Origin of the sequence: Ideonella benzenivorans, assembly GCF_020387415.1 — a bacterium.
Taxonomy (GTDB): domain Bacteria; phylum Pseudomonadota; class Gammaproteobacteria; order Burkholderiales; family Burkholderiaceae_C; genus Ideonella; species Ideonella benzenivorans.
In genome coordinates this window covers 422,363-443,044 of record NZ_JAGWCB010000012.1, presented here as the reverse complement: position 1 = coordinate 443,044, position 20,682 = coordinate 422,363, and the positions used below count along the sequence as shown (strand labels likewise).

At 64.9% G+C, this 20,682-nt stretch carries 25 protein-coding genes, 2 tRNA genes and 1 pseudogene; 7 read left to right on the top strand and 21 right to left on the bottom strand.

All coding sequences use genetic code 11. The features are described 5' to 3' along the window. Window positions 1-425 precede the first annotated feature (425 nt). The 3 genes from tnpC to KGA65_RS14805 all read right to left on the bottom strand — a co-directional run bounded on the left by tnpC (window position 426) and on the right by KGA65_RS14805 (window position 2,833). Window positions 426-2,006, bottom strand: a complete 1,581-nt coding sequence (tnpC, locus tag KGA65_RS14815) for an IS66 family transposase (protein ID WP_024100066.1) — start codon at window positions 2,004-2,006, stop codon at window positions 426-428. A gap of 64 nt (window positions 2,007-2,070) precedes the next feature. Then, the gene (gene tnpB / locus KGA65_RS14810) at window positions 2,071-2,403 is read right to left on the bottom strand and encodes an IS66 family insertion sequence element accessory protein TnpB (protein ID WP_024100067.1); all 333 of its coding nucleotides are present in this window, start codon (window positions 2,401-2,403) and stop codon (window positions 2,071-2,073) included. A gap of 7 nt (window positions 2,404-2,410) precedes the next feature. Beyond that, the gene (locus tag KGA65_RS14805) at window positions 2,411-2,833 is read right to left on the bottom strand and encodes a transposase (protein WP_041025200.1); all 423 of its coding nucleotides are present in this window, start codon (window positions 2,831-2,833) and stop codon (window positions 2,411-2,413) included. A 297-nt stretch (window positions 2,834-3,130) separates the two neighbouring features. On the opposite strand from KGA65_RS14805, the gene KGA65_RS14800 reads away from it, so the two are divergent. The 3 genes from KGA65_RS14800 to KGA65_RS14790 are packed head-to-tail and all read left to right on the top strand — an operon-like array spanning window position 3,131 to window position 5,437. Further along, window positions 3,131-3,514 (top strand): hypothetical protein, encoded by a 384-nt coding sequence (locus KGA65_RS14800; RefSeq protein WP_225863879.1) that lies wholly within the window; start codon window positions 3,131-3,133, stop codon window positions 3,512-3,514. Further along, window positions 3,502-4,464 (top strand): DnaB-like helicase C-terminal domain-containing protein, encoded by a 963-nt coding sequence (locus KGA65_RS14795; protein WP_225863878.1) that lies wholly within the window; start codon window positions 3,502-3,504, stop codon window positions 4,462-4,464. Before KGA65_RS14800 ends, KGA65_RS14795 begins: the two co-directional genes overlap by 13 nt. Before the next feature lie 19 nt (window positions 4,465-4,483). Beyond that, window positions 4,484-5,437, top strand: a complete 954-nt coding sequence (locus KGA65_RS14790; protein ID WP_225863877.1) for a hypothetical protein — start codon at window positions 4,484-4,486, stop codon at window positions 5,435-5,437. Window positions 5,438-5,616: 179 nt separating this feature from the next. Here the strand turns inward: KGA65_RS14790 and KGA65_RS14785 are convergent, their stop codons facing one another. Both KGA65_RS14785 and KGA65_RS14780 read right to left on the bottom strand, forming a co-directional pair. Continuing rightward, a complete protein-coding gene (locus KGA65_RS14785; protein ID WP_225863876.1) occupies window positions 5,617-6,135 on the bottom strand; it encodes a DUF4282 domain-containing protein in 519 nt (172 codons plus the stop codon). A gap of 167 nt (window positions 6,136-6,302) precedes the next feature. Beyond that, a complete protein-coding gene (locus KGA65_RS14780) occupies window positions 6,303-6,557 on the bottom strand; it encodes a hypothetical protein (RefSeq protein ID WP_225863875.1) in 255 nt (84 codons plus the stop codon). Between KGA65_RS14780 and KGA65_RS14775 the strand changes: the two genes are divergently transcribed. Continuing rightward, window positions 6,547-7,310, top strand: a protein-coding gene (locus KGA65_RS14775; RefSeq protein ID WP_225863874.1) for an IS5 family transposase whose coding sequence is annotated in 2 segments (ribosomal slippage) — window positions 6,547-6,865 and window positions 6,865-7,310 — 765 coding nt in all. Because the reading frame shifts where the segments join, the coding sequence is not laid out codon by codon here. The genes KGA65_RS14780 and KGA65_RS14775 overlap by 11 nt on opposite strands. Before the next feature lie 133 nt (window positions 7,311-7,443). On the opposite strand, the gene KGA65_RS14770 is transcribed toward KGA65_RS14775, so the two are convergent. The 4 genes and pseudogenes from KGA65_RS14770 to KGA65_RS21190 form a co-directional block, all read right to left on the bottom strand. Beyond that, window positions 7,444-7,656, bottom strand: a complete 213-nt coding sequence (locus KGA65_RS14770) for a hypothetical protein (protein ID WP_225863873.1) — start codon at window positions 7,654-7,656, stop codon at window positions 7,444-7,446. Window positions 7,657-7,755: 99 nt separating this feature from the next. Beyond that, a complete protein-coding gene (locus KGA65_RS14765; protein WP_225863872.1) occupies window positions 7,756-7,971 on the bottom strand; it encodes a hypothetical protein in 216 nt (71 codons plus the stop codon). Between the two features lie 205 nt (window positions 7,972-8,176). After that, window positions 8,177-8,293 (bottom strand) — tRNA-OTHER (locus KGA65_RS14760). A gap of 70 nt (window positions 8,294-8,363) precedes the next feature. Continuing rightward, window positions 8,364-8,822, bottom strand: a pseudogene (locus tag KGA65_RS21190) (S1/P1 nuclease); the annotation flags it as partial. Window positions 8,823-9,054: 232 nt separating this feature from the next. Between KGA65_RS21190 and KGA65_RS14750 the strand changes: the two are divergent. The 3 genes from KGA65_RS14750 (at window position 9,055) to KGA65_RS14740 (ending at window position 10,221) form a co-directional block, all read left to right on the top strand. Continuing rightward, window positions 9,055-9,417, top strand: coding sequence for a DUF6232 family protein (locus tag KGA65_RS14750; protein ID WP_225863871.1), 363 nt, complete (start codon window positions 9,055-9,057; stop codon window positions 9,415-9,417). A 140-nt stretch (window positions 9,418-9,557) separates the two neighbouring features. Further along, complete coding sequence (locus tag KGA65_RS14745) at window positions 9,558-9,845, top strand: BrnT family toxin (RefSeq protein ID WP_225863870.1); 288 nt, start codon at window positions 9,558-9,560, stop codon at window positions 9,843-9,845. A gap of 22 nt (window positions 9,846-9,867) precedes the next feature. Further along, window positions 9,868-10,221: a CopG family antitoxin gene (locus KGA65_RS14740; protein WP_225863869.1), complete on the top strand. Its 354-nt coding sequence runs from the start codon at window positions 9,868-9,870 to the stop codon at window positions 10,219-10,221. A gap of 277 nt (window positions 10,222-10,498) precedes the next feature. On the opposite strand, the gene KGA65_RS14735 is transcribed toward KGA65_RS14740, so the two are convergent. The 12 genes from KGA65_RS14735 to KGA65_RS14680 form a co-directional block, all read right to left on the bottom strand. Then, entirely contained in the window at window positions 10,499-11,023 is a 525-nt protein-coding gene (locus KGA65_RS14735; protein WP_225863868.1) for a DUF4124 domain-containing protein, read from the bottom strand. 907 nt (window positions 11,024-11,930) lie between these two features. After that, a complete protein-coding gene (locus KGA65_RS14730) occupies window positions 11,931-12,416 on the bottom strand; it encodes a Rha family transcriptional regulator (protein WP_225863867.1) in 486 nt (161 codons plus the stop codon). Between the two features lie 18 nt (window positions 12,417-12,434). Beyond that, window positions 12,435-12,716, bottom strand: coding sequence for an SHOCT domain-containing protein (locus KGA65_RS21185; RefSeq protein WP_225864119.1), 282 nt, complete (start codon window positions 12,714-12,716; stop codon window positions 12,435-12,437). A 251-nt stretch (window positions 12,717-12,967) separates the two neighbouring features. Next, on the bottom strand, window positions 12,968-13,399 hold the full coding sequence (locus KGA65_RS14720) for a BRO-N domain-containing protein (RefSeq protein WP_225863866.1): 432 nt from the start codon (window positions 13,397-13,399) through the stop codon (window positions 12,968-12,970). A gap of 1,001 nt (window positions 13,400-14,400) precedes the next feature. Further along, window positions 14,401-14,595 (bottom strand): hypothetical protein, encoded by a 195-nt coding sequence (locus KGA65_RS14715; RefSeq protein ID WP_225863865.1) that lies wholly within the window; start codon window positions 14,593-14,595, stop codon window positions 14,401-14,403. Between the two features lie 342 nt (window positions 14,596-14,937). After that, entirely contained in the window at window positions 14,938-15,570 is a 633-nt protein-coding gene (locus KGA65_RS14710; protein ID WP_225863864.1) for a recombinase family protein, read from the bottom strand. 237 nt (window positions 15,571-15,807) lie between these two features. Then, window positions 15,808-16,068 carry a hypothetical protein gene (locus KGA65_RS14705; RefSeq protein ID WP_225863863.1) on the bottom strand — a complete coding sequence of 87 codons (261 nt, stop codon included), beginning with the start codon at window positions 16,066-16,068 and terminating at the stop codon, window positions 15,808-15,810. Between the two features lie 309 nt (window positions 16,069-16,377). Continuing rightward, on the bottom strand, window positions 16,378-18,180 hold the full coding sequence (locus KGA65_RS21080) for a site-specific integrase (RefSeq protein WP_225863862.1): 1,803 nt from the start codon (window positions 18,178-18,180) through the stop codon (window positions 16,378-16,380). Window positions 18,181-18,333: 153 nt separating this feature from the next. Beyond that, window positions 18,334-18,409 (bottom strand) — tRNA-Ala (locus tag KGA65_RS14695). A gap of 45 nt (window positions 18,410-18,454) precedes the next feature. Further along, window positions 18,455-19,339 (bottom strand): EamA family transporter RarD, encoded by an 885-nt coding sequence (gene rarD / locus KGA65_RS14690; protein ID WP_225863861.1) that lies wholly within the window; start codon window positions 19,337-19,339, stop codon window positions 18,455-18,457. A gap of 128 nt (window positions 19,340-19,467) precedes the next feature. After that, complete coding sequence (locus KGA65_RS14685) at window positions 19,468-20,244, bottom strand: pseudouridine synthase (protein ID WP_225863860.1); 777 nt, start codon at window positions 20,242-20,244, stop codon at window positions 19,468-19,470. Continuing rightward, the gene (locus tag KGA65_RS14680; RefSeq protein ID WP_225863859.1) at window positions 20,245-20,670 is read right to left on the bottom strand and encodes a YchJ family protein; all 426 of its coding nucleotides are present in this window, start codon (window positions 20,668-20,670) and stop codon (window positions 20,245-20,247) included. Window positions 20,671-20,682: the final 12 nt, after the last annotated feature.

Below are 20,682 nucleotides of genomic sequence, written 5' to 3'. Positions count from 1 at the left end.
CAACCAAGGGCCCCGAGGGACCAACCGCTATCGGATTTGCCTCGAATCCCTGACCGAGAGGTCACCCCTGGCGCAGCGGTCATCCCTGGCGCAGCCGTCAGCCCTGGCACACACGTCACCCCTGACACGGAGGGCATCCTCTGACATCGGAGTCACCCTGACGCGTCGGACGTCACCCCCTGACGCCCAGGTCGCGGCACCCCTGACTCACACGTCAGCCGAACCGTCAATGAACCGCCAAGAACCGTCAACGGGAGGCAGACGGCACCCGTCATCGAGGACTGAGGGGGGCACGCAGGTGGCTCGCGCCGAAGGGTTTGAGTCTTTCTGGGCGATCTATCCGAATCGCAAAGCCAAGCAGGAAGCGCGTATCCGTCCGGCCAACTCACCTGGACGGATTTGCATTCCTTTGATCTGGCGCGCTGCTACGGGGCTGCCGCAAGCTTCCAGCGATGCGGCAGCAACTCATCAATGCGGCTGGCCGGGTGCGTGGGCAGGCGCTCCAACACGTTCTTGATGTAGGCGTAGGGCTCATGCCCGTTGATGCGCGCCGAGTGCAGCAGGCTCATGATGGCCGCCGCCCGCTGGCCTGCGCGCAGGCTGCCGGCGAACAGCCAATTCGAGCGGCCGATGGCGATGGGCCGGATCTGGTTCTCCACCCAGTTGTTGGAGATCGGCACATCGCCGTCCTGCACGAAGCGCGTGAGTTGCGTCCAGCGCTTGAAGCTGTAGTCGATGGCCTTCATCGTGGCCGAGCCCGGCGGCACCAACTGCCGCTGTCTGAGCAACCAGCGATGCAAGACCGCTAGCACCCGACGTGACTTGCGCTGCCGTATCTTCCTTCGCTCATCGCCAGGCAGTTCCTCGATCTCGCGCTCGATCCTGAACAGCACCTGGAAGTAGCGCAGCGCTTGGTGGCCGACCGCGCTGGCGTGGTTGGCCCACAGGTCGTTGAATTTCCTGCGCGCGTGCGCCATGCATTGCGCCGATGTCACGCCCTTGGTCGTCGTGGCGGTGTAGCCGCCAAAGCCGTCGGTAACCAGCGTTCCCTGCCAGGCTCGCGGGGTGTCGAGCTTGAGGAACTGCTGAACGTTCTCGCCGCTGCGGCCCTCGGTGAACTGGAAGACCACGGCCTTCGTCGCGTTCAAGCTCGTGGTGCAGTACGACCAGATGTAGGCCTTGTGCGTCTTGCCGTCGCTCAGGTGCTTGGGCTTGAGCATGGCCACCGGCGTCTCGTCGGCGTGCAGCACCGCATGGCGGCGCAACTCGTCGGCCAGCGCGTTGACCAGCGGCTGCAATTGCGCCCCGCACTCGCCGACCCACTGCGCCAGCGTCGAGCGGGCGATCAGGTGGCCGGCGCGCTCGAAGATGGCTTCCTGGCGGTACAGCGGCAGGTGATCCAGGAACTTGGCAACCAGCAGGTGCGCCAGCAGGCCGGCGCTCGGGATGCCCTTGTCGATGACGTGTGCCGGCACCGGCGCCTGAACAATCCGCTCGCAGCAGCGGCATGCCCACTTGCCACGCACATGGCGCTCGACGCTGAACACGCCGGGCTGGTAGTCCAGCCGCTCGGCCACGTCCTCGCCGAAGCGCTGCAGGGGCTGCCCGCAATTGCAGGTGGTGTCCACCGGCTCGTGCAGCACGTCGCGGCGCGGCAGATGCGCTGGCAACGGGGTGCGCTTGGGCGTCTTCTTCTCGGTCTTGTCCTTGGCCTTGTCGTCGGCCTGGCCCTGCTCGCGTTCGATCTCCCGTTCGAGTTCGGCCAGGTCGGCGTCCAGCGTCTCCTCCAGCAGACTCCTTTGCTCGGGTGCCAGGCTGGCAGCGAAGCGTTCGCTGGTGGCGGCGAACTTCATCCGCTTGAGCACGGCCATCTCGTGCGTGAGCTTGTCGATGAACGCCTGCTTGAAGGCGATCTCGGCGTCGCGCTGCTGGATCTGCGCCAGCAGCGACTGCACGGCCTGGCGCATCTGCGGCTGCAGGGTGTCCAGTTGCTCGGCGCTGATCATGGACGTGATCCTGCCGCGCCGAAGCGCCCTGCGCATCGGCACATCCGGCAATTGCAAGGGTGGTTCAGATCACACGGATGATCCCCGCATCGCCCAGCCGCTGCCAGGGCAGGCCCAGCACCAGGGCATCGAACTGCGGCCGCGTCAGCTGCAGCGTGGCGCTGGCGTCGGCGGGCCAGACGAACTTGCCGGCGTTGAGCCTGCGAGCGGCCAGCCACACGCCGATGCCGTCGTGCACCAGCACCTTCATGCGGTTGGCGCGCCGATTGGCGAAGAGGTAGGCATGGTTCGGGTGCGCAGCGCCGAAGACGCCGACCACGCGGGCGAGTGCGGCCTCGGTGCCCAGGCGCATGTCCAGGGGCTGTACGGCCAGCCACACAGCATCGACCTTGATCATGCGCGTCTCAAGCCAGTACGTCGCGCAGCCAGGCGGCGCTGCGCGCGTCCATCGGCAGGCTGGCGCTGACACTGGTGGTGCCGCGGCGGATCTCCACCGTGACGCGTTCGGATGCCGAGGGGGCAGCGCTCGGCTCGGGCGCGGCAGGTGTTCGATCACCGAAGTCGGCCAGCGTCACCGGCACGAATGCGGGTGGGCTCATGGCGGCCTGGGTGCGCGTCGCCGCGGATGCATCGTCGGCCATCTCCGACTCGCGCACCCAGCGTCGCAGCATGTTCGCGTTCAGGCCGTTGGCAAGCGCCACTGCGGCGACCGAGCCATGGCCTTGGCGGGCCATCGCGATGACATGCGACTTGAACTCATCGCAGTGCCGCCGCCAGCTCCGCTTGGGTGGCCGCGCCACACCGGGATCGGGTTGGGAAGTGTCCATGTGTCCACGCATTTGTTCGTGGACACAAGCATCCAGGGCCGGCTGCGGCAATTCAAGGTGGGTTGGCCGGACGGTTACGGAAGCGCTCAAGGCATGGACCAAGCTGAAGCCTGACCTGCAGCTGCAAGCCGCAATCCTTCAGGCCATCCGAGAGCAAAGCCAGGGCGCTGACTGGCGAAAGGAGGCGGGGCGTTTCGTCCCCCACGCAGCAACTTGGCTGAACGGAGGGCGGTGGATGGATGAGCCAGCCGGTGTGACGGCGAGCCACCAGCAACTCGACCTGCAGGGGGTGCTCTGATGCGTGGACATCAAGCGCTAATCCAGATGCGTCTGAGGGGATTGGTCCCGCTCTACGGCGTCGAGATCGAAACCGACGCTCGCGGCAGTGGCTGGCCCGAGCAATGGCCACAGCTTCATGCGGAGTATGGCGTTCATTCCCCTCAAGCCTATGTGCATATCGAGCCGGAAGATCGGCTGGCGCTGCTGGATCTTCGGTGGGTGCATGGTCTTGAGGCCCGTGTGGAAGGCATAGATCCGCAGCGAGTGAATGCTGTCGTCGAGGCCTTGGCGCTGGCAGGTGCATTGCGGGCGATCGGTATCGTGTATGTGCCGCGGCCGGGCGGCGAAACCGACTCGATCGAGATCATCGACTCGAAGGGGGTGATGTCGTGGCGCAAGTGATTTCTTCGGACACGATCGACTTTGCGGCCTACATGGCCGAAACCGAAGCCCGTCAGAAGGTCCGCCCCGCACGCGAATGGTTTGCCGATATGGTCGAACACCTGGGCAAACCCAGGCAGGAGGCCCGGAGCTTCTTGCCTTGGAACAAGACGCACGCCCACTTTGCGTTCAGGCCGGGTGAGGTCACCCTGTGGGCGGGAGTCAACGGCCACGGCAAGAGCCAGGTGACCGGGTTGTCCGCGCTGTCGCTGGTCGCCCAGGGGCAGCGGGTGTGCATCGCCTCCTTCGAGATGAAGCCCAGCCGCACGCTGGACCGGATGACACGGCAGTTCTCGGGTGCGCGACTGCCCGAAGGTAGCCTCTCCGATCCGGCGTTGCTTGACGCCTACCGTGAGGTCTTCGAGCAACTGGCGGCCTACACGGATGGGCGCCTCTGGCTCTACGACCAGCAGGGGACCGTGGCCACGAAGACGATCCTGGGTGTCATGCGGTATGCGGCCTACGAACTCCGGTGCCAGCACTTCGTCGTGGACTCGCTCATGAAGTGCGTGCGAGGCGAAGACGACTACAACGGCCAGAAGGACTTCGTGGACGAGCTGACAGCCATTGCGCGCGATTCCGGCATGCATGTCCACCTGGTGCACCACCTACGCAAGCTCGGGTCAGAGGGGGATACGCCCGACAAGAGTGACGTGAAGGGCTCCGGTGCCATCACCGACCAGGTGGACAACCTCCTGCTGGTGTGGCGCAACAAGCCCAAGGAGCGGGACCGCCAGACCGGCAAGCGAATTGACGACACGATGCCCGACGCCATGCTGATCTGCGACAAGCAGCGCAACGGCGAGTGGGAGGGCCGCGTGGCGCTGTGGTTTGATCCGGAGTCCCAGCAATACACACCCTCCAGCGCCCGTACCCAACTTGACTATGCACGCTGGCCGCACGAGCCGTGATGTGCAGCAGAATCCTGCGATGGTCGATCTCTCTGCCCTGATGCACGCGCTGCCGGTTTCGGCGGTGGAGCCGGGCCACGTGGCGTCGCTCAGCGGCATCGTGGACGTCCCCCAGGAACGCGAGTGGGAAGTGGGCCTCTACCTGCTGGAGCCACCAGCTGGTCAGCGCCGGCCCTACCTCGATCCGGAACGAGCCTTGTCGCTGTTGCTCCGTCATCACGGCATGGCGGCGGACGTGGCGCAAACACGCGCCCAATGCGCTTGCGCCCGGATGCGAACGGCCATCGACGACAGCCGCTGGGTCACCTTCTTCGATTACTTGGTCCCTGACTCGCCTGAATGTCTGCCTGTGGCCGACTTCACCACCTGGCTGCGAGCCGAGAACGATCGAACGCATGGTTCAGCGGCCGAGGGTGGCGCAGTGTCGCCTGCGCTGCTCGACTTCCTTGACCAATCGGCCGAGGTGGCTAGACGCACCCCGATGTTCAGCGATCCAGACAATCGGTCCGATCCCTGGTCGTTGGAGAGCTTGCCCGCGCTGCCACCGCCCAACGCCATGTTCGAGTACCTGCCGGGCCCGCCCTGGAACGACAGAATGGAGGAGGAGTGGACGACTTCCGATGATCACCCCTATTTGGCGTGGCGGGAAGCGATGCGTCCGATTGCGCAGCAGCTGGAGGCAAAGCTGGGCGCACCGGTGTTTTACTTTGGCGACCTCTCGTTCATCGGTGATGACGATGGGCTCCACCGCTTCCTGATGCTGCATTGGTGCTGCAGCTACAAGCCGGCATCCGCCTTCGTTCGTTTTCTGATGAAGGTCAGTGGGGCCAGGGATGTCGAGGAGCTGAAGGCAGCGCTGATCGACCCGGCCCACTACAGCCATGCCTTCAGCTTGCCTAGCTTCTACGGTGGCGTGGAAGCGCGGTGTCCCAGTATGGATTACCGGCAGTTCGCCGGCCGAAATCGGGCGTGAACAGCGCCCGGTAGGGCCCCAGCTCAAACCCACGGTTTGGCTGCGTACCGGGTGCGTACCGAGGGTGGGTCGTGGCCCCGTTTCTGCTGTTAACCAGCTGGTAACCGGCTCTCTTGTCCACAAAGAAGTAGGGGGAGCCCGCGGCAATACAATGTCCGCTCAAGGGGTAGCCGCGCCCCTTACCTGTCCGCCCTGGCCGCCAGCCGCACCGCAGCATCACTGAGGTCCGCGAGCATGAGGCTCATTTCCCTGGCGACCTTCGCGCTGATCAGGAAGAAGAGGGCAAAGAAGACGCCGCCGATGGCCCCCAGAACCCGGTCGCTACCGCTCCCGAAGACCGGGGACAGGAAGCCGGCCAAGGCACAGAGCACCGCAAGGACGATCCCCACCCAGTACCCAAGCTGCACCAGGCCGCGGAAGGTCGGGTACAGCGACTGACCGCGCATGACTGCTGCATAGGCCTGTAGGTCCGAGCCGTGCGGGCTGGATAACTCCACCCGATCGGAGAAGATCGGCGCCGGATCTGTTGGGGCCTCCAGGGTTGGCTCGCGCCGCGGCCGCCTGACTGCTTCGATGCCCTTGGCTGCAGCCGTCGCCTCGACCCGGCTGTAGATGGCGCCGCACTTCGGGCAGGCTTCCAGGTCACCACCGTCCGCGGCCCGGTTCAGGTGGTCGCACTTCAAACAACGTCGGTCCATGAACTTCTCCTCTGCGGGAGAAGATGCCACGGCAGCCGGAAAGACCCACGCGGCTTGTCTTCTGGGTTGCGGATGGGGGCCTAGCTGCCGCGCCCATTCTCGATGATCCGGAGAGCCGGCTAGGCCCGCTCTCCGGGTATTTTGCCCACTAGGCAGACCCCCGGCGTTCAATCTTTGAAAGCGATCAGGAGGACGGCTACGCCGGTGAGGAACGCAGAGATAGCGGCATAGAGGTTCATGTCGATTGAGATCATGCCGAGTGCATTCGCAGCGGTGGAGGCTCCATGGGCTGCGTTGATCAGCAGGTCGCGTTGCTGGGAGTTGATGGTGTCTGATGCCGCGGCCACGACTAGCGAACTAGGGCGTGTTAACACTATTGGCAAATGAGCTTCGAGTTGGCAAACTGCCAGCATGGAAATCACGCTCGAGCAGTTCGCCAAGATCGAACATTGCCTACCGACCCAGCGCGGCAACGTCAGCCTGAGCAATCTCCAGGTGGTCAACGCCATCCTGTACGTGGCCGAGCACGGGTGTAAGTGGCGTGGATTGCCCAAGAGATTCGGTAACTGGCACACGATCTACACCCGCATGAATCGCTGGACCAAGGCGGGCGTGCTTGATCGGATGTTCGAGGAACTGCAGAAGGCGCAGGTCGTGCGCATCAAGATCGAGGCCGTTTCACTCGACTCCACGAGCATCAAGGTCCACCCGGACGGCACCGGTGCGCTCAAAAAAACGGACCGCAAGCCATCGGCAAGTCCCGCGGCGGATGGAACACCAAGGTTCATATGGTTGCCGCGGATGCTCGCACAGCCATAACCTTCGCGCTGTCACCAGGCCAGACCGGCGACGGTCCGATGGGCCGCGAGCTGTTGGCCAGCCTTGGTGCGCCGAACAGGCCGCTGCATCTGTTGATGGACAGCGCCTACGCGGGCAACGAAACGATCCAACTGGCGCTGGACTTCGGCTACATCCCAGTTGTACCGCCGCCCAAGACGCGGCTGGACCCCTGGGAGTACGACCGCGAGATGTACAAGCGCCGCAACGAAGTCGAGCGCCTGTTCCGCAGGCTCAAAGGCTACCGCCGAATCTTCTCTCGCTTCGAGAAGCTCGACGTCATGTTCCTCGGCTTCCTCAGCTTCGTCCTCGTCGCCGATGGACTTCGGTTGTGTTAACAGGCCCTAGCAGAGCTAGCTAGTGACGCCGCGTTCTTCTGCTGGCTGGCTGATATCAGCCAGAGTGCGGACGACACCAGGCTACCAACCGCGGCGAGAGCCGAGAGGACTCGAGCAAAGAGCTTCATGTATGTCAGATCGTTGGGACGACGCGGGCGCGGTACACCAGCAAGATCTCTCGCCTGACACCGTCAAGGCTGCTGACGGATGGATGGCAAATGTGGGATCGTTCGCCGGGTGCGGATAGGTGATAGAGGCGTCCTTCCTTGGCGACCGTCACGAAGATGGTGCGGCCGTCGAGGGTCTGACAGTCGAGCGTGGCAACAGGCTTGGGCGGGCTGGGCATGGTCGGTTCGGTTGTGCTGAAGCAGCCTCAAGTGTTATCGACGGCGGTGGCCTTGGTCAGTCCTTGGGGCGATTCAAGGCGGGGCCGGCCAGTGTCGGCTCAGGTCAACGAGTATCGGCGCTGCCCGTCGAGCGACGCGAACACCTTCGGGTCTTCCGTTGGGTTGAGTCGTTCGCCCGTGGCGAGCCGGTACGATGCAAGACCGGTGAGGCTGGACCGTCCGCTCAGATTGCTCGTATCGATGCTGGCGCTGATACGTTCGATGATGCAGCTTTCGCCGTTTGGGCCTTTGGCGTGGAGTTGTTCGGTGCTCATGATGGGAATGGTAGCCCGGGAAGCGCCGCGCCCAGGACCGGACCACAGCGGAGACCATGACCGCGGGCTAGCCAGCCGACTTTCTTCGGCTGAAACAAGCCCGTGAGTTGGCTGCCGAAAGTGATCCTCAGAATCCCGGATTACCCGTGCGGGTTGTCAAGGGACGCCGTGCTGATGGCGCCAAGCAAGGGGGCGTGACGGGGAATGGTGCGCGCGAGGGGAATCGAACCCCTATGGGGCTCACACCCCACCAACTTCCCAAAGGCCCGTGATCTAAGGCCCTTGGGCAAGTTGGCGCGTATACCGATTTCGCCACACGCGCAGTGAGCCCCAGTTGAGGCCGCTGTCTCTAATTTCAAGAGGGCCGTTCGTATCGCTGACAGCTTGCGCGCTTCTAGAACCAGCCCCGAGTCCCACACCGCGTGCAGGTTCGTGCCCCGGCCGAAGGCATGCACCTGGTACAGGTTGCCGCCCTTGTCCGCAGCCCGGCCAGCGTGCAGCGGCTGGTGCACGTCGGCGACAAGGTGCACGAGGTACTTCAACGCCTTCAGGCGCTCCGGTGTTGACGCTGTAGACCGGAAGACCGCGGCCTGGCGCTTGATTGCACCCACCACACAAGCCCCGCCCGGGCAGTCGCGCTCTGCGACGTAGTGGCAGTCAGCGTCCGCGGCGATGTTGACGAAGTGCCACCGGGCCGTAGCAGGCGACCGGTGCTCATCGGCCCAGGTAGAGATGCTGGCCAGCGTGGCGTCAGGCTCCAGCTCCAGCAGTGTGTCCACGTCGGCCCGGGCCTTGGGCGAGAGCTGGGCATAGGCCTCAGTGGCGATTGCGCAGTGGGCTTGGTTGGGCACCCCAGGCGAAAGAGAAGGCCGGCAGGAATGCGAAGGGCAGGCAGAGGAGGGCGGGGCCAAGGAGGTTCATCCGGGGATTTCGGGTGGATTCGGTCGAAGATGTCTGTTGAGTGCGCCATCCAGGACAAGTTCATCCTGCGGGTTGATGACGAACGGGGCGGGCCGCCGCGGAACCGCTTTCCATGCCACTTACGCTCAGCAACACCTAGTTTGCGATCACGTTGGGGGGAGCATGGAGGAGAAGACCTTCTTCGAGTACGAAGGCGTCAAGGTGACGAACGCGCGGTTCGTCGTGGACGGGCAGACCTTTGCAATGGGGAACGTGACCTCTGTGAAGCCGGTTGAGGTGCGGCCCAGTCGGGTGGGCCCTCTTCTCGTTGGCATTTTTGGCGCGGTCTTTCTTCTCGGCGCGAACTACATCATCGCCCTGGTCCTACTGGCGCTCGCAGCCGCTTGGTGGCATGGGCAGAAGACCATGTTTCACATCATGCTCAGGACGTCAGGCGGTGAGACGAAGGCGCTTTCCACGCATCAGCGCAACTACCTGGAGCAGGTCACGCAGGCACTGAATGAGGCGATCGTTCACCGTGGCTGACGCAATGCAGGCACGGCTTTCCGCGCAGGGGTCCCGCGCTATCAACGCCGCCTCGCTTGAGAAATCCCCCCACGTTGTTAGGCACTTCTGAGGATCAACGGCATGCCTGTTTACACGTTTGTATATACAATGAGGTCGCGTTGAAGAACTTGATCGTCTCTGCCGATGTTCTGTCCAAGCTGCAGAGCAAACATGGCGTTAGCAAGCGCGAGGTTGAGCAGTGCTTTGAAAACAAGTGCGGCATGTATCTCGTCGATGACAGAGAAGACCACCAGACTGATCCACCTAGTCTCTGGTTCATTGCTCCTACCAACCAAGAGAGGGAGCTGAAGATCATCTTCATTCTTAAAGATGGCAATGTTCACTTGAAGTCCGCGTATCCGCCCGAACCTGAGGCGGTCGCGATCTACAACGCCAATGGGCGCTGAGTCATTGCTGTGAGGTAACACAATGGAAGATAGACACATGATTCGCGGGACTACCGAGGCGTGGGAGAGTGGCGCCCTTGGACTGACTCAGGCTAACGCAAAGGCAGCACCGGCCGAACTTGAGGCCGCTGTGGATGAAGCGCTCGGGCTGCAGGCCATCTCCATCCGGCTCCCGAAGGGTCTAATCGAGGCCTACAAGATGTTGGCGAAGATGCACGGCATTGGCTATCAGCCGCTAATGCGTGACGCTTTGCAGCGCTTTGTTGAGGGTGAAATGAAGTTGCTGCTGATCGGCGCCGCCGAGGAGCAGACCCAGCGGCAGGCCGAAGCCGAACAGCCGAGTGATGCTTCTCCTCCGCTCAGGCATGCAGCCTAACCCGGCCTGATCAAGTCGAAGAAGCCCGCTAAGCGGGCTTCTTCGTTTCCTCATTGGCTGAGCTGCTTGCTGTGACTGATGAGGGTAACTTTGAGGGTAACTCGTCTCACGAAAGCAACAGCTCCATAGGAGAGTGCGAGTGACCCCGGCCCACCACTTACCCGCACACTTCGGTGTGCAAACGACAAAGCCCTGAGTGAACCCTTCACTCAGGGCTTTTCTGTTTCAGGTTGCCGGTTCTGCCGTGCGAGGGAAGGGCCCTCGGTGCCTGGGCAGGCTACGGTGCGCGCTGCATCTGCTCAAGCTCGGTCTGCATCTGCTTGATGCGGGCCTGGTCCGCCTCATTGAGCGCCTGGTACTTGGCGGCCACAGCCTGCATTTCCGTGCTCAGACTCTGCTCCCAGGTGGCGCCGGCCAGGTTGTTCTTGGCCATTGCCTTCTGGTCCCGGATGGTTGCCATCTCTTGCTGCATCTGCCGGTTGCGGCGGTCGATGGTGGCCTGTGTCTCGGCAATGCGCTGTTGCTGCTCTTTGATCTTTCTCTCGCGCTCCATGCTGCGCACCCATTGCATCTCCGACGTGCCGGAAGCGGGCGGTGCCGCGGGCCCGGCGTCGGCGGGCACCCCCGCAGCGGGCTTGATGGTCAGCTTCTGGGTCGACGCGCTGGCGGGGCAGGGCAGTTGCTGAAAAGACACCCGGCCGTCCGTGCCTGTGCACTTGTACTGGGCCCAGCAGGTGCCTGCCGCGACCGTCAGAACGAGCATTGCGGCCTGCTGGGCCAGGACTGTCACGCCTGTCTTCATGCCTGTGTCCGGTGAGGTTGAATGGGCAAACCCTAGAGGGCCAGCTGGATCTGGCAACCCCAAGCCTGAGGACGAGGCGAAGTCGCCCGGAGGCAGCAACAAAAAGGGCTGCAACCTTGCGGTGCAGCCCTTCGTATTTTGGTGGAGACGAGGAGGAAGCCTCGATTTCACCACTTTACCTAGGAGAACCGGTGCGTTGCAGAGCTTCGTCTTACACAGTCGCGCACACAGTTGATGCGTCGGGCGCGGATTCTAGTGCATGCCCAGGTTTTCTAGAGGATGACGCCCAAGTCAGGGCCACCGAGGGCGTGGCGTCCAATCGATGCGGTGCGAACGTTCGTCCTGGCCGAGGCGGGTCTCCTGGGGTTAGGTGCCCTGTTTCGTACTGGACACCCCGGAACATCGACAGGACGCCCAGCAGCTAGATGGAGGTGCTCATCAGGGCCCACACCCACCTTGTATGGCTCGTGGCCTAGGCCCTCTGTCCGAGGGGAGGAAGCCACGCAGTTACACCCTCAGCTTCAGGTCATTTGCAGGGAGGGCAGCCCTACGGGTACTGCCAGGAGGCGAGTAGTCTTGGCTCTCGAATCGCGGCAGCCGTAGGGCTCTTCCGATGCTCAGATGGCTGACGCGATGTTCTTGAACCTGCGAACTGAAAGGGATGAAATTGAGCGAGCGTCTAACTGTTGTCGTGGTCTCCGATTGCATGGGCCGGGAGCGGTCTGAGTGGCAGTTTGGGGACCAATGGGTCGACCTCTCAAGGGAGGAAGCCCCGGTTCTGATGGGAGTCGATGGGCACCTGAGCGTGGACCCTGAGCCCTGGGATGTTCGATGGCATGGAGGGCGGCTGGATCTCATCCGGCAGGCCACTGCGGTGACCCTGATTCATCCGAACGGAGGGGAGGTCTCAGGGGACATAAATCGGAACCAGGTGACTCCGGGCCAAGATGGGGACGTCGTCTACTTCCAGATCATGTGAGGGCAGGGCCTCGACCTTCTTGGCGTGCTCGACCACCAGCCGGGCCTGCTCCTCGGCACGCTCGAATTCCAGGGCCCAGGCACGGGAGGCCTCGGCGGGGTTGCTGAAGTTCGGCAGCGCGGGGCCCTTCGCGGCCTCCTCCAGTTCTAGCCAGCGGGACACGATGCGGTGCCGCAGCGGGGCCGAGTAGCCGGCCACCAGGGTCAGCGTCAGGTCCTTGGGGAGGAACGCCACACGCTGGGGGCGGCCGTAAGCGTCCGGGAGATGGCCCCAAAGTTGGGGAGATGTCTCCCCCAACTCGGCCAGCAGGTTGTCGATGTCACGGAGAACGTGGTCGTGGCGCTTCCCGGTCAGCTCGGCAATCTCGCGGCTGGACATGGTGAGGGGCTGGGCGAAGGTGGTCAGTACGTTCATGGCATGGGCTCAGTGCCGCTATATGGGCCTGGGTGCCCAATCCGTCCGCGCGGCTTTAGAGGCCCCGCAGCGGGGGCACACTGTGGCGTCCATCTGAATAGTGGACCTGCATGTCGGGCAGAGTCCGAAGAGGGTTGTTTTTCGCGCCGAAGCGGCCGCATCCATTGCCTCGGAGTGGGAGTCTGAAGTGGCTTCGCCACCAAGTAGCTGCCGCTTCTGTTCCTCAAACTCGGTGTCGCTGAGTACTCCGGCACTACGAAGAGCGGCAAGCCGTTCTAGCTGCGAAATGCGAAGTTCCATCCCTGTGGCGTAAGGTGCCCCCGTCGAGCCTCCACCAGTCGCGGTGGTAGTCACGGCCGGAGGTTGTAGTGGCGAAGCCCCACGCGTTGCGTCTCGCCTCGCCCTCCACTGGCGGTCCTCCTCTGCATAGTTGCGAACCAGCAGGAGGACCAGCAAGCCGATAAGCGGGGAGAGCAGGAATGAAATGAGGAAGAAGCCGAAGCCACTCCGCCCCCTAGAGGCGGCAACTGCGCCCACAACAACGGAAGCAATCAGCCACGCGGGGATTCCGATGAGAAGGTCCATCGCCCAAGTCTAGATACGCACTGAGCTAGGGGCAACATACATCGGCCGGAGGTCGCCACCTTCTCCTCACCCAGGATGTAGCCCCCGTCCTTGCGGATGGCAGGCAGGACCACGCCGGTCACCCAGTCCTGGAACTTGCGGGCTTCCGGCTTGCGGGACTTGAGGACCAGCTTGTAGAAGCCTGACTCGTTGACCACAGTGAGCATCTGGGGGCCTCCAAGGGTCTTCACAGTTTGAAGTCCCTTTTCGTGGGGCCCGAGCCCGGCCGTGGCGCGGGTTACGTTTGTCAGTCCCAGGGTCTCGCAGACGTCCTTGGCGATGAACCAGGGCTGGCCCTCGCGGTTCAGGACACGCAGGGCGGTGGCGAAGGGGGTGGTGAAGTTGGTCAGAGCGTTCATGGCCCATCGACTATTCGTCGATACCAGTCGTCCACCCTCGGGCGTTGCAGTAGCCCTTAACGTCGCCGAACGCAGCCCCCGTAACGTGGAACAAGTAGGCGAACGCCAGAAGGCTTCCGGCATGCTTGTGGAGCAAGTCTGCATCGCGAAGTACCTCTGGTGGAAGGCGCTCCAGGCTGGGGAGGGAATGCTCGGGCGGGATGGGCTTGCCGAGAATTTGCTCGATGCGCGGGTGTAGGTCTGCGAAAGCCATGAGGTGCGCTGCGCTTACGGAGGGTGGTCAATTGTGGCCGCCCGCAGTGGTAGACCGGCGCGGGCACTGCAGCAAGAAAACAGGTGCTCCCGGACGCTTGAAGCAATCTCGGGGCACCTTGGGTGCTGACCGACCACCCCGCCTGTGAATCTGCAGAGCTGGGTCTGCTGTGCGGGCTGGTGTCCCTCAGTCCCAGGGGCAGAGGTCATCCAGGTCTACAGGCTCTGCTCCAGCTGCGGGAGCCTGCTCCACTGAGCAACCTTCCTTGGCTGGCGCTGTGACCACCTCCCACGGGGGCACTTCCGGGCCCCCAGGGACCTCCTGGGTATGGGGTAGAGGGGACACCATAGGCACGGGCTCCGGGGTGGCTTCTGCGGCTCTCCTGAGCTTCTCCGCGCGGCTGGCCTCACGCTGGGCACGTCTGCGCTCCCGCGCTGCGGCCTCCTTGGCTTCCCGGCGAGCGGCCCCCTTCTGTGCCTTCTCGGCCTCCTTGGCCTGTCTGCGTTCCGCTGCTGCCATTTCCCGCAGGATCTGGGCCCTTGCTTTGTCCATCACCTCTTGCCGGCCTCGCTGGATCAGGAGCTCGCGTTTGCGCCGCTGGATCTGCTGGCAACCCACGCAGGCATTGCTGCGGGTTCTGCGGAGGTAGCTGTGGCACTTGAGGCAGCGGAAGGGGCTGGTGTACTCCTTCAGTCCGAGGGCCAAGGCTTGCTTGCGCCTCATCGGTGCGAGGTCTGGGCTCATGGGGTCAGCGTAGGAGGGCAGCACGGGTGACACGTTCCTGACATTCCTGGCGCTGGTGGGCTTGGACGATGTGACCGACCACCTGGGCGATGGTCATGTGTTGGCCGCTCAGTGCGGCCTGCTGGCGCTGGACCTCCTTGATCCGGTCGAACACCGGGACAGGGAAGGCAAGCTGCCGGTACACCTTGGGCTGGTGCATGGGCTTCACTCCTTCAGTGACTGCAATGGGATGGGTGTCCTCGGTCATGCCCAGGAAAGCCAGCAGCGGGCCAACTTCAGGGGACCTACAGGGCCACTACAAGGGGTCCTCTAGGTATACCTATAGGGTGTGAACGAGGGAGGGGAGGGAGGCTCTCCCCAATACTCAGGGTTTAGGCCGCGTTTCTGCTGCATAAATGGGCACGCGCTGGTCGAGTTGCTTGTGTATCAAGCACTTAGCGAAGCGATTTCGTTGAAATGAGAACGCCTGCCCAGGATGGTCCTCGGCAGGCGCTGGAAGAGGGGCGGAGGGGGCAGCTGGCGGGCCCTCGCTGGTGGGCGGTCAGGCGGCCTGTGCGGCTTCCTTCCTGGCGTTGACCACCCGCAGCACGGTGGAGCGGCTGGCCTTGGTGGCCTCGCACACCTTGGACCAGGAGAGCCCCTTATCCAGCAGTTCGGCAATGAGGGCGTGGCGCTCTGCGTCCACCTTGCGGCCCTTGTAGCTCCCGGCCTCCTTGGCCTTGGCGATGCCCTGGGCTTGCCTGCGCCTGCGGTCCTGGTAGTCCTTGCGGGCCACGGCTGCCAGCATGTCCAGGAGCATGCGGTTCACAGCGTCCAGGAGCGCCTGGGTGGTCTCGTCCATGTTGGCGCTGGCGCCCATCCAGCTTGTGGGCAGATCCAGAGCCACCACCCGCAAGCGCTTCTCCTGGAGCTTGGCCTTTAGCGTCTCCCAATCCTGGGTGCTCAGGCGGGACAGCCGGTCCACCTGTTCGACCAGGAGCACGTCCCCAGGGCTCGCGTCCCGGATCAGGCGGAACAACTCGGGGCGCTCCAGCTTGGCCCCGGACTCGTTCTCCATGTACCAGGAGGCGACCTGGAGGTGGTGCTCACGGGCGAAGGTCTCCAGGTCACTGCGGGCGCGGGAGGCGTCCTGGTCTTCGGTACTGGCTCGGAGGTAGGCGCGGACGAATGGCATAGCGAACTGGTTCCGTTTGGATGGTTCGTATTATGTCGGTTCGCTTTGAGTTGTCAATCTGGCTATATCGAACCAGGGAGGGCCGTGTCCTTGGAGGTACACCCGAATCGAACCAGTTCCCGAGGCGGGGCAGTCCGGCAGCTGTGGGTCCTCAGAGCGTGCCCCTGTGGGTTGGCCCTGTCCGCGCTGCTGCAGGCCCGCCTGGAGGCTCCTGCGGGCCTTGGCGGGACTCTGCTATCAGGCCGGGTGCCGGTAGTCGGCGCAAACCTCCACCCGTCCCAGGCGCAGGATCACCGAGCCCCCGAGCTCGGACCGCTCATGCCAGCAGTCCAGGAAGGCGGGCCCGTTCGGATAGCGGAAGACCCCGCCATCGGTGACCCGGGAGACCTTGGACAGGGCCCGGCAGATGCCCCGGACGGAGAGGTCGGCCAGGGCCAGCAAGGGGGCACCCAGGAGGCGGAAGGACACGGAGGAAGCGGCAGCGGTTGCAGTGGTCATCAGGGGTGTTTCCTGTGGGTTGAACAGCCCCCATTGCACCCGCAGAACAGGGGGCAGCGCATCAGCAGAGATGCGTCTACCGCTGGGCCTGATATCCTTTGATCCTCGCCTGTGCCATCGACCTTCCCCCATCTGCAACTGTTGCAACCGAGGGAGCTTCAGCTCAAGGGATGAGCCATCCGTTCCACACGGATTTGCGTCCGTTGTTGACCAGGAAGGGCACCCCCACGGGGGGGAACTCCGGCCCCGGGCTCATCAGATACCCCCTCGGAAATTTTGGCCAGAAATTCGGCCGCCCCTTGGGGCCCCTCAGGGCTTCCAGGCGGGCGCAGTGAACACCCGGGGCAGCTCCAAGCCAGGGTAGGCCAGCGGGTCCAGAGCCTCCCTCAAGGTGCCCACGGTGGTGTGCGCGTAGTCGTCCGCGACCGTCTTTCCAGCGTGGCCGGTGATGGCGTCGATGAGGTACTTAGGGGTTCGCAGGGCCCGCAGTTCGGTCTCCACGGTGTGCCTGAACGAGTGGAAGACCAGATCAGGGCCGAAGCCCTTGGCGGCCTTGTACTTCCCGAACCACTGGCTGAACTTGCCCCCGGCACCGTTCAACTCCGTGCGGCGCAGTGCAGGCCACAGGGGGCCCGCCCCGTGCTCTGCGATGGCCCGCCAGTAGTCCACGAAGCCCAGGCGCACCAGTTCGGGGTGAATGGGCACGTCCCGCACTGAGTGGGCGTTCTTGACCCGCAGGCCCTCCTCCTGATCCTCCTGGATGTGCAGCACCCAGCCTGCCTCCTCGGTGTGTTCAATGTCGGAGGTGCGCAGTTGCGCCAACTCGGACACCCGGGCCCCGGTGTACAGGCCCAGCAGAGGAAGCCAGTAGGCAGCGTCCAGGCCCGCCATGGAGGCGCTGGGCACGGCATAGTCGGTGAAGAGGGGGTCATCGAACAGGCGAGGCAGGTCGGCCCTCGTCCAGGCCCTGCGGTCGGCCTTGATCCTCTCGATGCCTCGTGCGGGCATCGGGCTGCGGTCAATCCATCCCAGGTCCACGGCCTCATTGAACAGAGTTTTGATGCGGCCCAGCTCCGATGCGGCGGTGTTTTGCGCCCGGCCCCCACGCTCGGTGGCCTCGGCCATCAGCTTGTCCTGGATGGCTCGCCCATCCTCCCGGGTTAGCTGCTCCAGGATGGGCACGCGGGCGAGCTTGGCGAGCTTCTCGGCTGTGGCGCGGTACTTCGCCACGGACTTGACCGGTCGCCCAGGCTTGCGCCTTTGCCAAGCCTCAAAGGCATCCATGGGGGTGTGTCCTGCCTTGGCCCCGTTCGGCCCTCCTGCGGGCTGCTGGGTGCCTTCCTGAGGGTGTCCGCTGCTGGCGCTGGTGGAGGGCTCGGCGGCAGGGGTGTTGATCACCTCCCCACGGTCTCGCAGCAGGGCCTCCTCTGTGGCCTGTCGGTGCGCCTTGAGGAGTTCCCGGAGTGCCTGCACGCCCTCGGGGCTGGTCCAGTTCACCCGCAGTCCCATCTCCAGGGCGATGCCCTCGGCCAGGGGCAGGACAGAGCGCAGGTTCTGGCGGGCCATGTCCACAGCAGCCGCAGCCACACCGGCAGCGTTCCACTGTGCCAGGGCCTCGGCTTCGGGGGCAGAGAGACCGGCCAGGGGATCAGGGGCGGGTGAGGGCTCGGCCTGTCCTCCGATGGTCAAGGCGGACAGGTCGGGGCGCACGGCTTGGGCCAGCGCGGCCCCCTCGGGGGTCTTCTCCAGCTCGGCCCGTAGCTTCCCCAGCTGCGCCACCTGGAGGGCTCTGGCAGCACTCGGGAAGGCTCGCATGTTGTCGTCCGCCTCCAGCACCCAGCGGCGCACCTCACGGGCGAAGGTGGCGACCAGTGCAGGGGTCAGGGGGACGGGCTCCGGGTTCTGCCTCCTGCGGAGGGCCCCGAACTTCTCCTCCCACTCCGCATGCAGGGCCTTCGCCTTTGCGTTGGCCTCGCGGAGGTCCTTGGTGCCCAGCGACTTGCGCACGGCCCATTGGGTCTTGAAGTGTTCTCGCAGGTCCGTGGGGACCTGGATTCCGAACTGGTAGACGGTGCTGCCTTCGCGGAGGTACACGCCAGGAAAAGGGGTCACGTCAGAGTCATTCACGCGACCAGCTTACACGGTGCTCTTACACAGTCCTCGGGGCGAGGGCAGAGCGGGACCGGTTCCTAAGTGCTTGTCAGAGCACAAATCCTAGAAGCGACAAGGGGTTGCGGCCTTTCGGTGCAACCCCTGTGCGGTTCTTGGTGGAGACGAGGAGGATCGAACTCCCGACCTTCGCATTGCGAACGCGACGCTCTCCCAGCTGAGCTACGTCCCCAGAAGCCAATCACTATACCACGGTTTCGTTGGCTGTGTCTCCGGCTCATGCAGGGCGCGGGGCGACCAGGCGGGCGCGCCAGAGGGTTTCGCCGCTGTAGAGCAGCAGAGCCAGCCAGATCAGCGCGAAGCCGGCCAGGCGGTCGGGTTGAAGGGGTTCATGAAACAGCCAGACGCCCAGCAGGAACTGGAGCGAAGGGCTGATGTACTGCAGCAGGCCCAGGGTGCCCAGCGGGATGCGGCGGGCGCCGTGGCCGAACAGCAGCAGGGGGATGGCCGTCAGCGGGCCGGCCAGCAGCAGCCAGGCCCACAGCGAGGCGGGGGCGCCCGTCATGCTGCTGTGCCCGGTCAGGTCCCAGCCGATCAGCAGTGGCACTGCCACCAGGGCCAGCAGCAGGGTTTCGAAGGTGAGGCCCTCAAAGGCCTCCAGTGGAGCCGTCTTCTTGATGAGGCCGTAGAGGCCGAAGCTCAGCGCCAGGGCCAGCGCCACCCAGGGTGGCGCACCGGTGCGCCAGGCCATCCACAACACACCGCTGGCGGCCAGAGTCAGGGCCAGCCATTGCAGCGGGCGTGGGCGTTCGCGCAGCACCAGCACGCCCAGCAGCACATTGACCAGAGGGTTGATGAAGTAGCCCAGGCTGGCTTCCAGCACATGGCCGTTGTTGACGGCCCAGACGTAGATCAGCCAGTTGACCGACAGCAGGGCGGCGCTGGCCGCGTACAGCCCCAGCAGCCGGGGTTGGCGCAACGCCTGGCCCAGCCAGCGCCACTGTCGCCGCCAGGCCAGCACGCACAACAGGAAGCACAGGGCCCAGACGGTGCGGTGCAGCACCAGTTCAAAGGCGCCGAGCCGGGTCAACTGGTGGAAGTAGAGCGGAAACAGGCCCCAGATGACATAGGCCAGGGCGGCAGCAAGCAGTCCGTTTTGCATGAATGGGGTGGGTGCCGCACGGGTGCGCGCAAGGGCGCTGGCGGTTGCGAAGAGCGGGCCCGCATTGTCGCGCTGCCCGGCCATGGGAGCAGTGCCCACTGGCCGATCGCCCTGGCGAGGACCGGGCCTCAGTGGTCGACCGGCGTGAGCAACGGGACCAGCCCGGCGGGGTCATCCGCCAGCCAGTGGCCGCGCTGCAGCAGCGCGGGCCACTCGGGCTCGGGTTGCGCGTGGTACGAGAGCGGCTGCCCGTGGATGGGGTGCGGCAGGCTCAGGTGGTGGGCCAGCAGCCAGAGGCGCGTCGTGCCGGTCCAGGCCGCCACCGCCCGGTTGTGCGGGCCTTTGCCGTGGGTGGCGTCGCCCACCAGTGGGTGGGCCAGGTGCTTGAAGTGGCGCCGGATCTGGTGGCGTCGGCCGGTCAGCGGCTCGGCTTCCACCAGCGCGTAGCGGGCCGTGGGGAAACGAGGGTCGACACTCAGCGGCCATTCCACCCGGGCGAGTCGGCGATAGTGGGTGAGGGCGGGCAGTTGCGGTTGGCCTTGGCTGGGGCGTTCCGGGTCGCGCGCCAGGGGGTGGTCGCAGGCGCCGGTGGGCCCTGGCCAGCCCCGCACCAAGGCCAGATAGCGCTTGTGCACCCGTCCCTGCTCGAACAGCCGCCCCATCTGGCGCGCGGCTTCCGCATGGCGGGTGAAGATCAGCAGGCCCGAGGTGCCCTTGTCCAACCGGTGGGCCGGTGCCAGCCCGGCGGCGTCCGCAGGCGGCAGCCACTGGCGCAGGCGGTCCAGCAGGCTGTCGTGCTCGTGGCGGTCCAGGGCCGTGCGGTGTACCAGCAGGCCGGCCGGCTTGTGGACGATCAGCAGGTGTTCGTCCTGGTGATGGATGGGGACGGGAGACGGCGGCGGCATTCAGTCGCGGAACTCGCCGTCCAGGTACAGCCAGTGGCCTTGGGCGTCCCGCACGAAGCGGCTGCATTCATGCAGGCGCTGGGCGCGCCCGCCCAGCTTGCAGCGGGCGACGAACTCCACCATCGCGTGGTCCGCATCCTGGGCGACATGCCGGCGCACCTCCAGGCCCAGCCAGCGCAGGCCGGGCTCGTCCGGGTCCAGCGTGGCGGGGCGGGTGTCGGGGTGCCAGGTGGCCAGCAGGTAGTCGTGCAGACCCAGCACAAAGGCGCTGTAGCGCGAGCGCATCAGGCTCTCGGCGTCTGGGGCCTGCAGCTGCTGCGGGCCGTGGTGCCAGCGGCCGCAGCAGGCGCCATAGGCCAGGGGGGGACCGCGGCGTTGCCGGTCGGGCCGGCCGCAGGGGCAGGGGGCATCGGGGGACAGATCCATCCCGCCATCTTG

Coding starts and splice junctions, on each gene's coding strand:
- tnpC (WP_024100066.1), bottom strand. CDS start 2,006: ATGATCAGCGCCGAGCAACTGGACACCCTGCAGCCGCAGATGCGCCAG.
- tnpB (WP_024100067.1), bottom strand. CDS start 2,403: ATGATCAAGGTCGATGCTGTGTGGCTGGCCGTACAGCCCCTGGACATG.
- KGA65_RS14805 (WP_041025200.1), bottom strand. CDS start 2,833: ATGGACACTTCCCAACCCGATCCCGGTGTGGCGCGGCCACCCAAGCGG.
- KGA65_RS14800 (WP_225863879.1), top strand. CDS start 3,131: ATGCGTGGACATCAAGCGCTAATCCAGATGCGTCTGAGGGGATTGGTC.
- KGA65_RS14790 (WP_225863877.1), top strand. CDS start 4,484: ATGGTCGATCTCTCTGCCCTGATGCACGCGCTGCCGGTTTCGGCGGTG.
- KGA65_RS14785 (WP_225863876.1), bottom strand. CDS start 6,135: ATGGACCGACGTTGTTTGAAGTGCGACCACCTGAACCGGGCCGCGGAC.
- KGA65_RS14770 (WP_225863873.1), bottom strand. CDS start 7,656: ATGCCCAGCCCGCCCAAGCCTGTTGCCACGCTCGACTGTCAGACCCTC.
- KGA65_RS14765 (WP_225863872.1), bottom strand. CDS start 7,971: ATGAGCACCGAACAACTCCACGCCAAAGGCCCAAACGGCGAAAGCTGC.
- KGA65_RS14750 (WP_225863871.1), top strand. CDS start 9,055: ATGGAGGAGAAGACCTTCTTCGAGTACGAAGGCGTCAAGGTGACGAAC.
- KGA65_RS14740 (WP_225863869.1), top strand. CDS start 9,868: ATGGAAGATAGACACATGATTCGCGGGACTACCGAGGCGTGGGAGAGT.
- KGA65_RS14735 (WP_225863868.1), bottom strand. CDS start 11,023: ATGAAGACAGGCGTGACAGTCCTGGCCCAGCAGGCCGCAATGCTCGTT.
- KGA65_RS14730 (WP_225863867.1), bottom strand. CDS start 12,416: ATGAACGTACTGACCACCTTCGCCCAGCCCCTCACCATGTCCAGCCGC.
- KGA65_RS21185 (WP_225864119.1), bottom strand. CDS start 12,716: ATGGAACTTCGCATTTCGCAGCTAGAACGGCTTGCCGCTCTTCGTAGT.
- KGA65_RS14720 (WP_225863866.1), bottom strand. CDS start 13,399: ATGAACGCTCTGACCAACTTCACCACCCCCTTCGCCACCGCCCTGCGT.
- KGA65_RS14715 (WP_225863865.1), bottom strand. CDS start 14,595: ATGCACCAGCCCAAGGTGTACCGGCAGCTTGCCTTCCCTGTCCCGGTG.
- KGA65_RS14710 (WP_225863864.1), bottom strand. CDS start 15,570: ATGCCATTCGTCCGCGCCTACCTCCGAGCCAGTACCGAAGACCAGGAC.
- KGA65_RS14705 (WP_225863863.1), bottom strand. CDS start 16,068: ATGACCACTGCAACCGCTGCCGCTTCCTCCGTGTCCTTCCGCCTCCTG.
- rarD (WP_225863861.1), bottom strand. CDS start 19,339: ATGCAAAACGGACTGCTTGCTGCCGCCCTGGCCTATGTCATCTGGGGC.
- KGA65_RS14685 (WP_225863860.1), bottom strand. CDS start 20,244: ATGCCGCCGCCGTCTCCCGTCCCCATCCATCACCAGGACGAACACCTG.
- KGA65_RS14680 (WP_225863859.1), bottom strand. CDS start 20,670: ATGGATCTGTCCCCCGATGCCCCCTGCCCCTGCGGCCGGCCCGACCGG.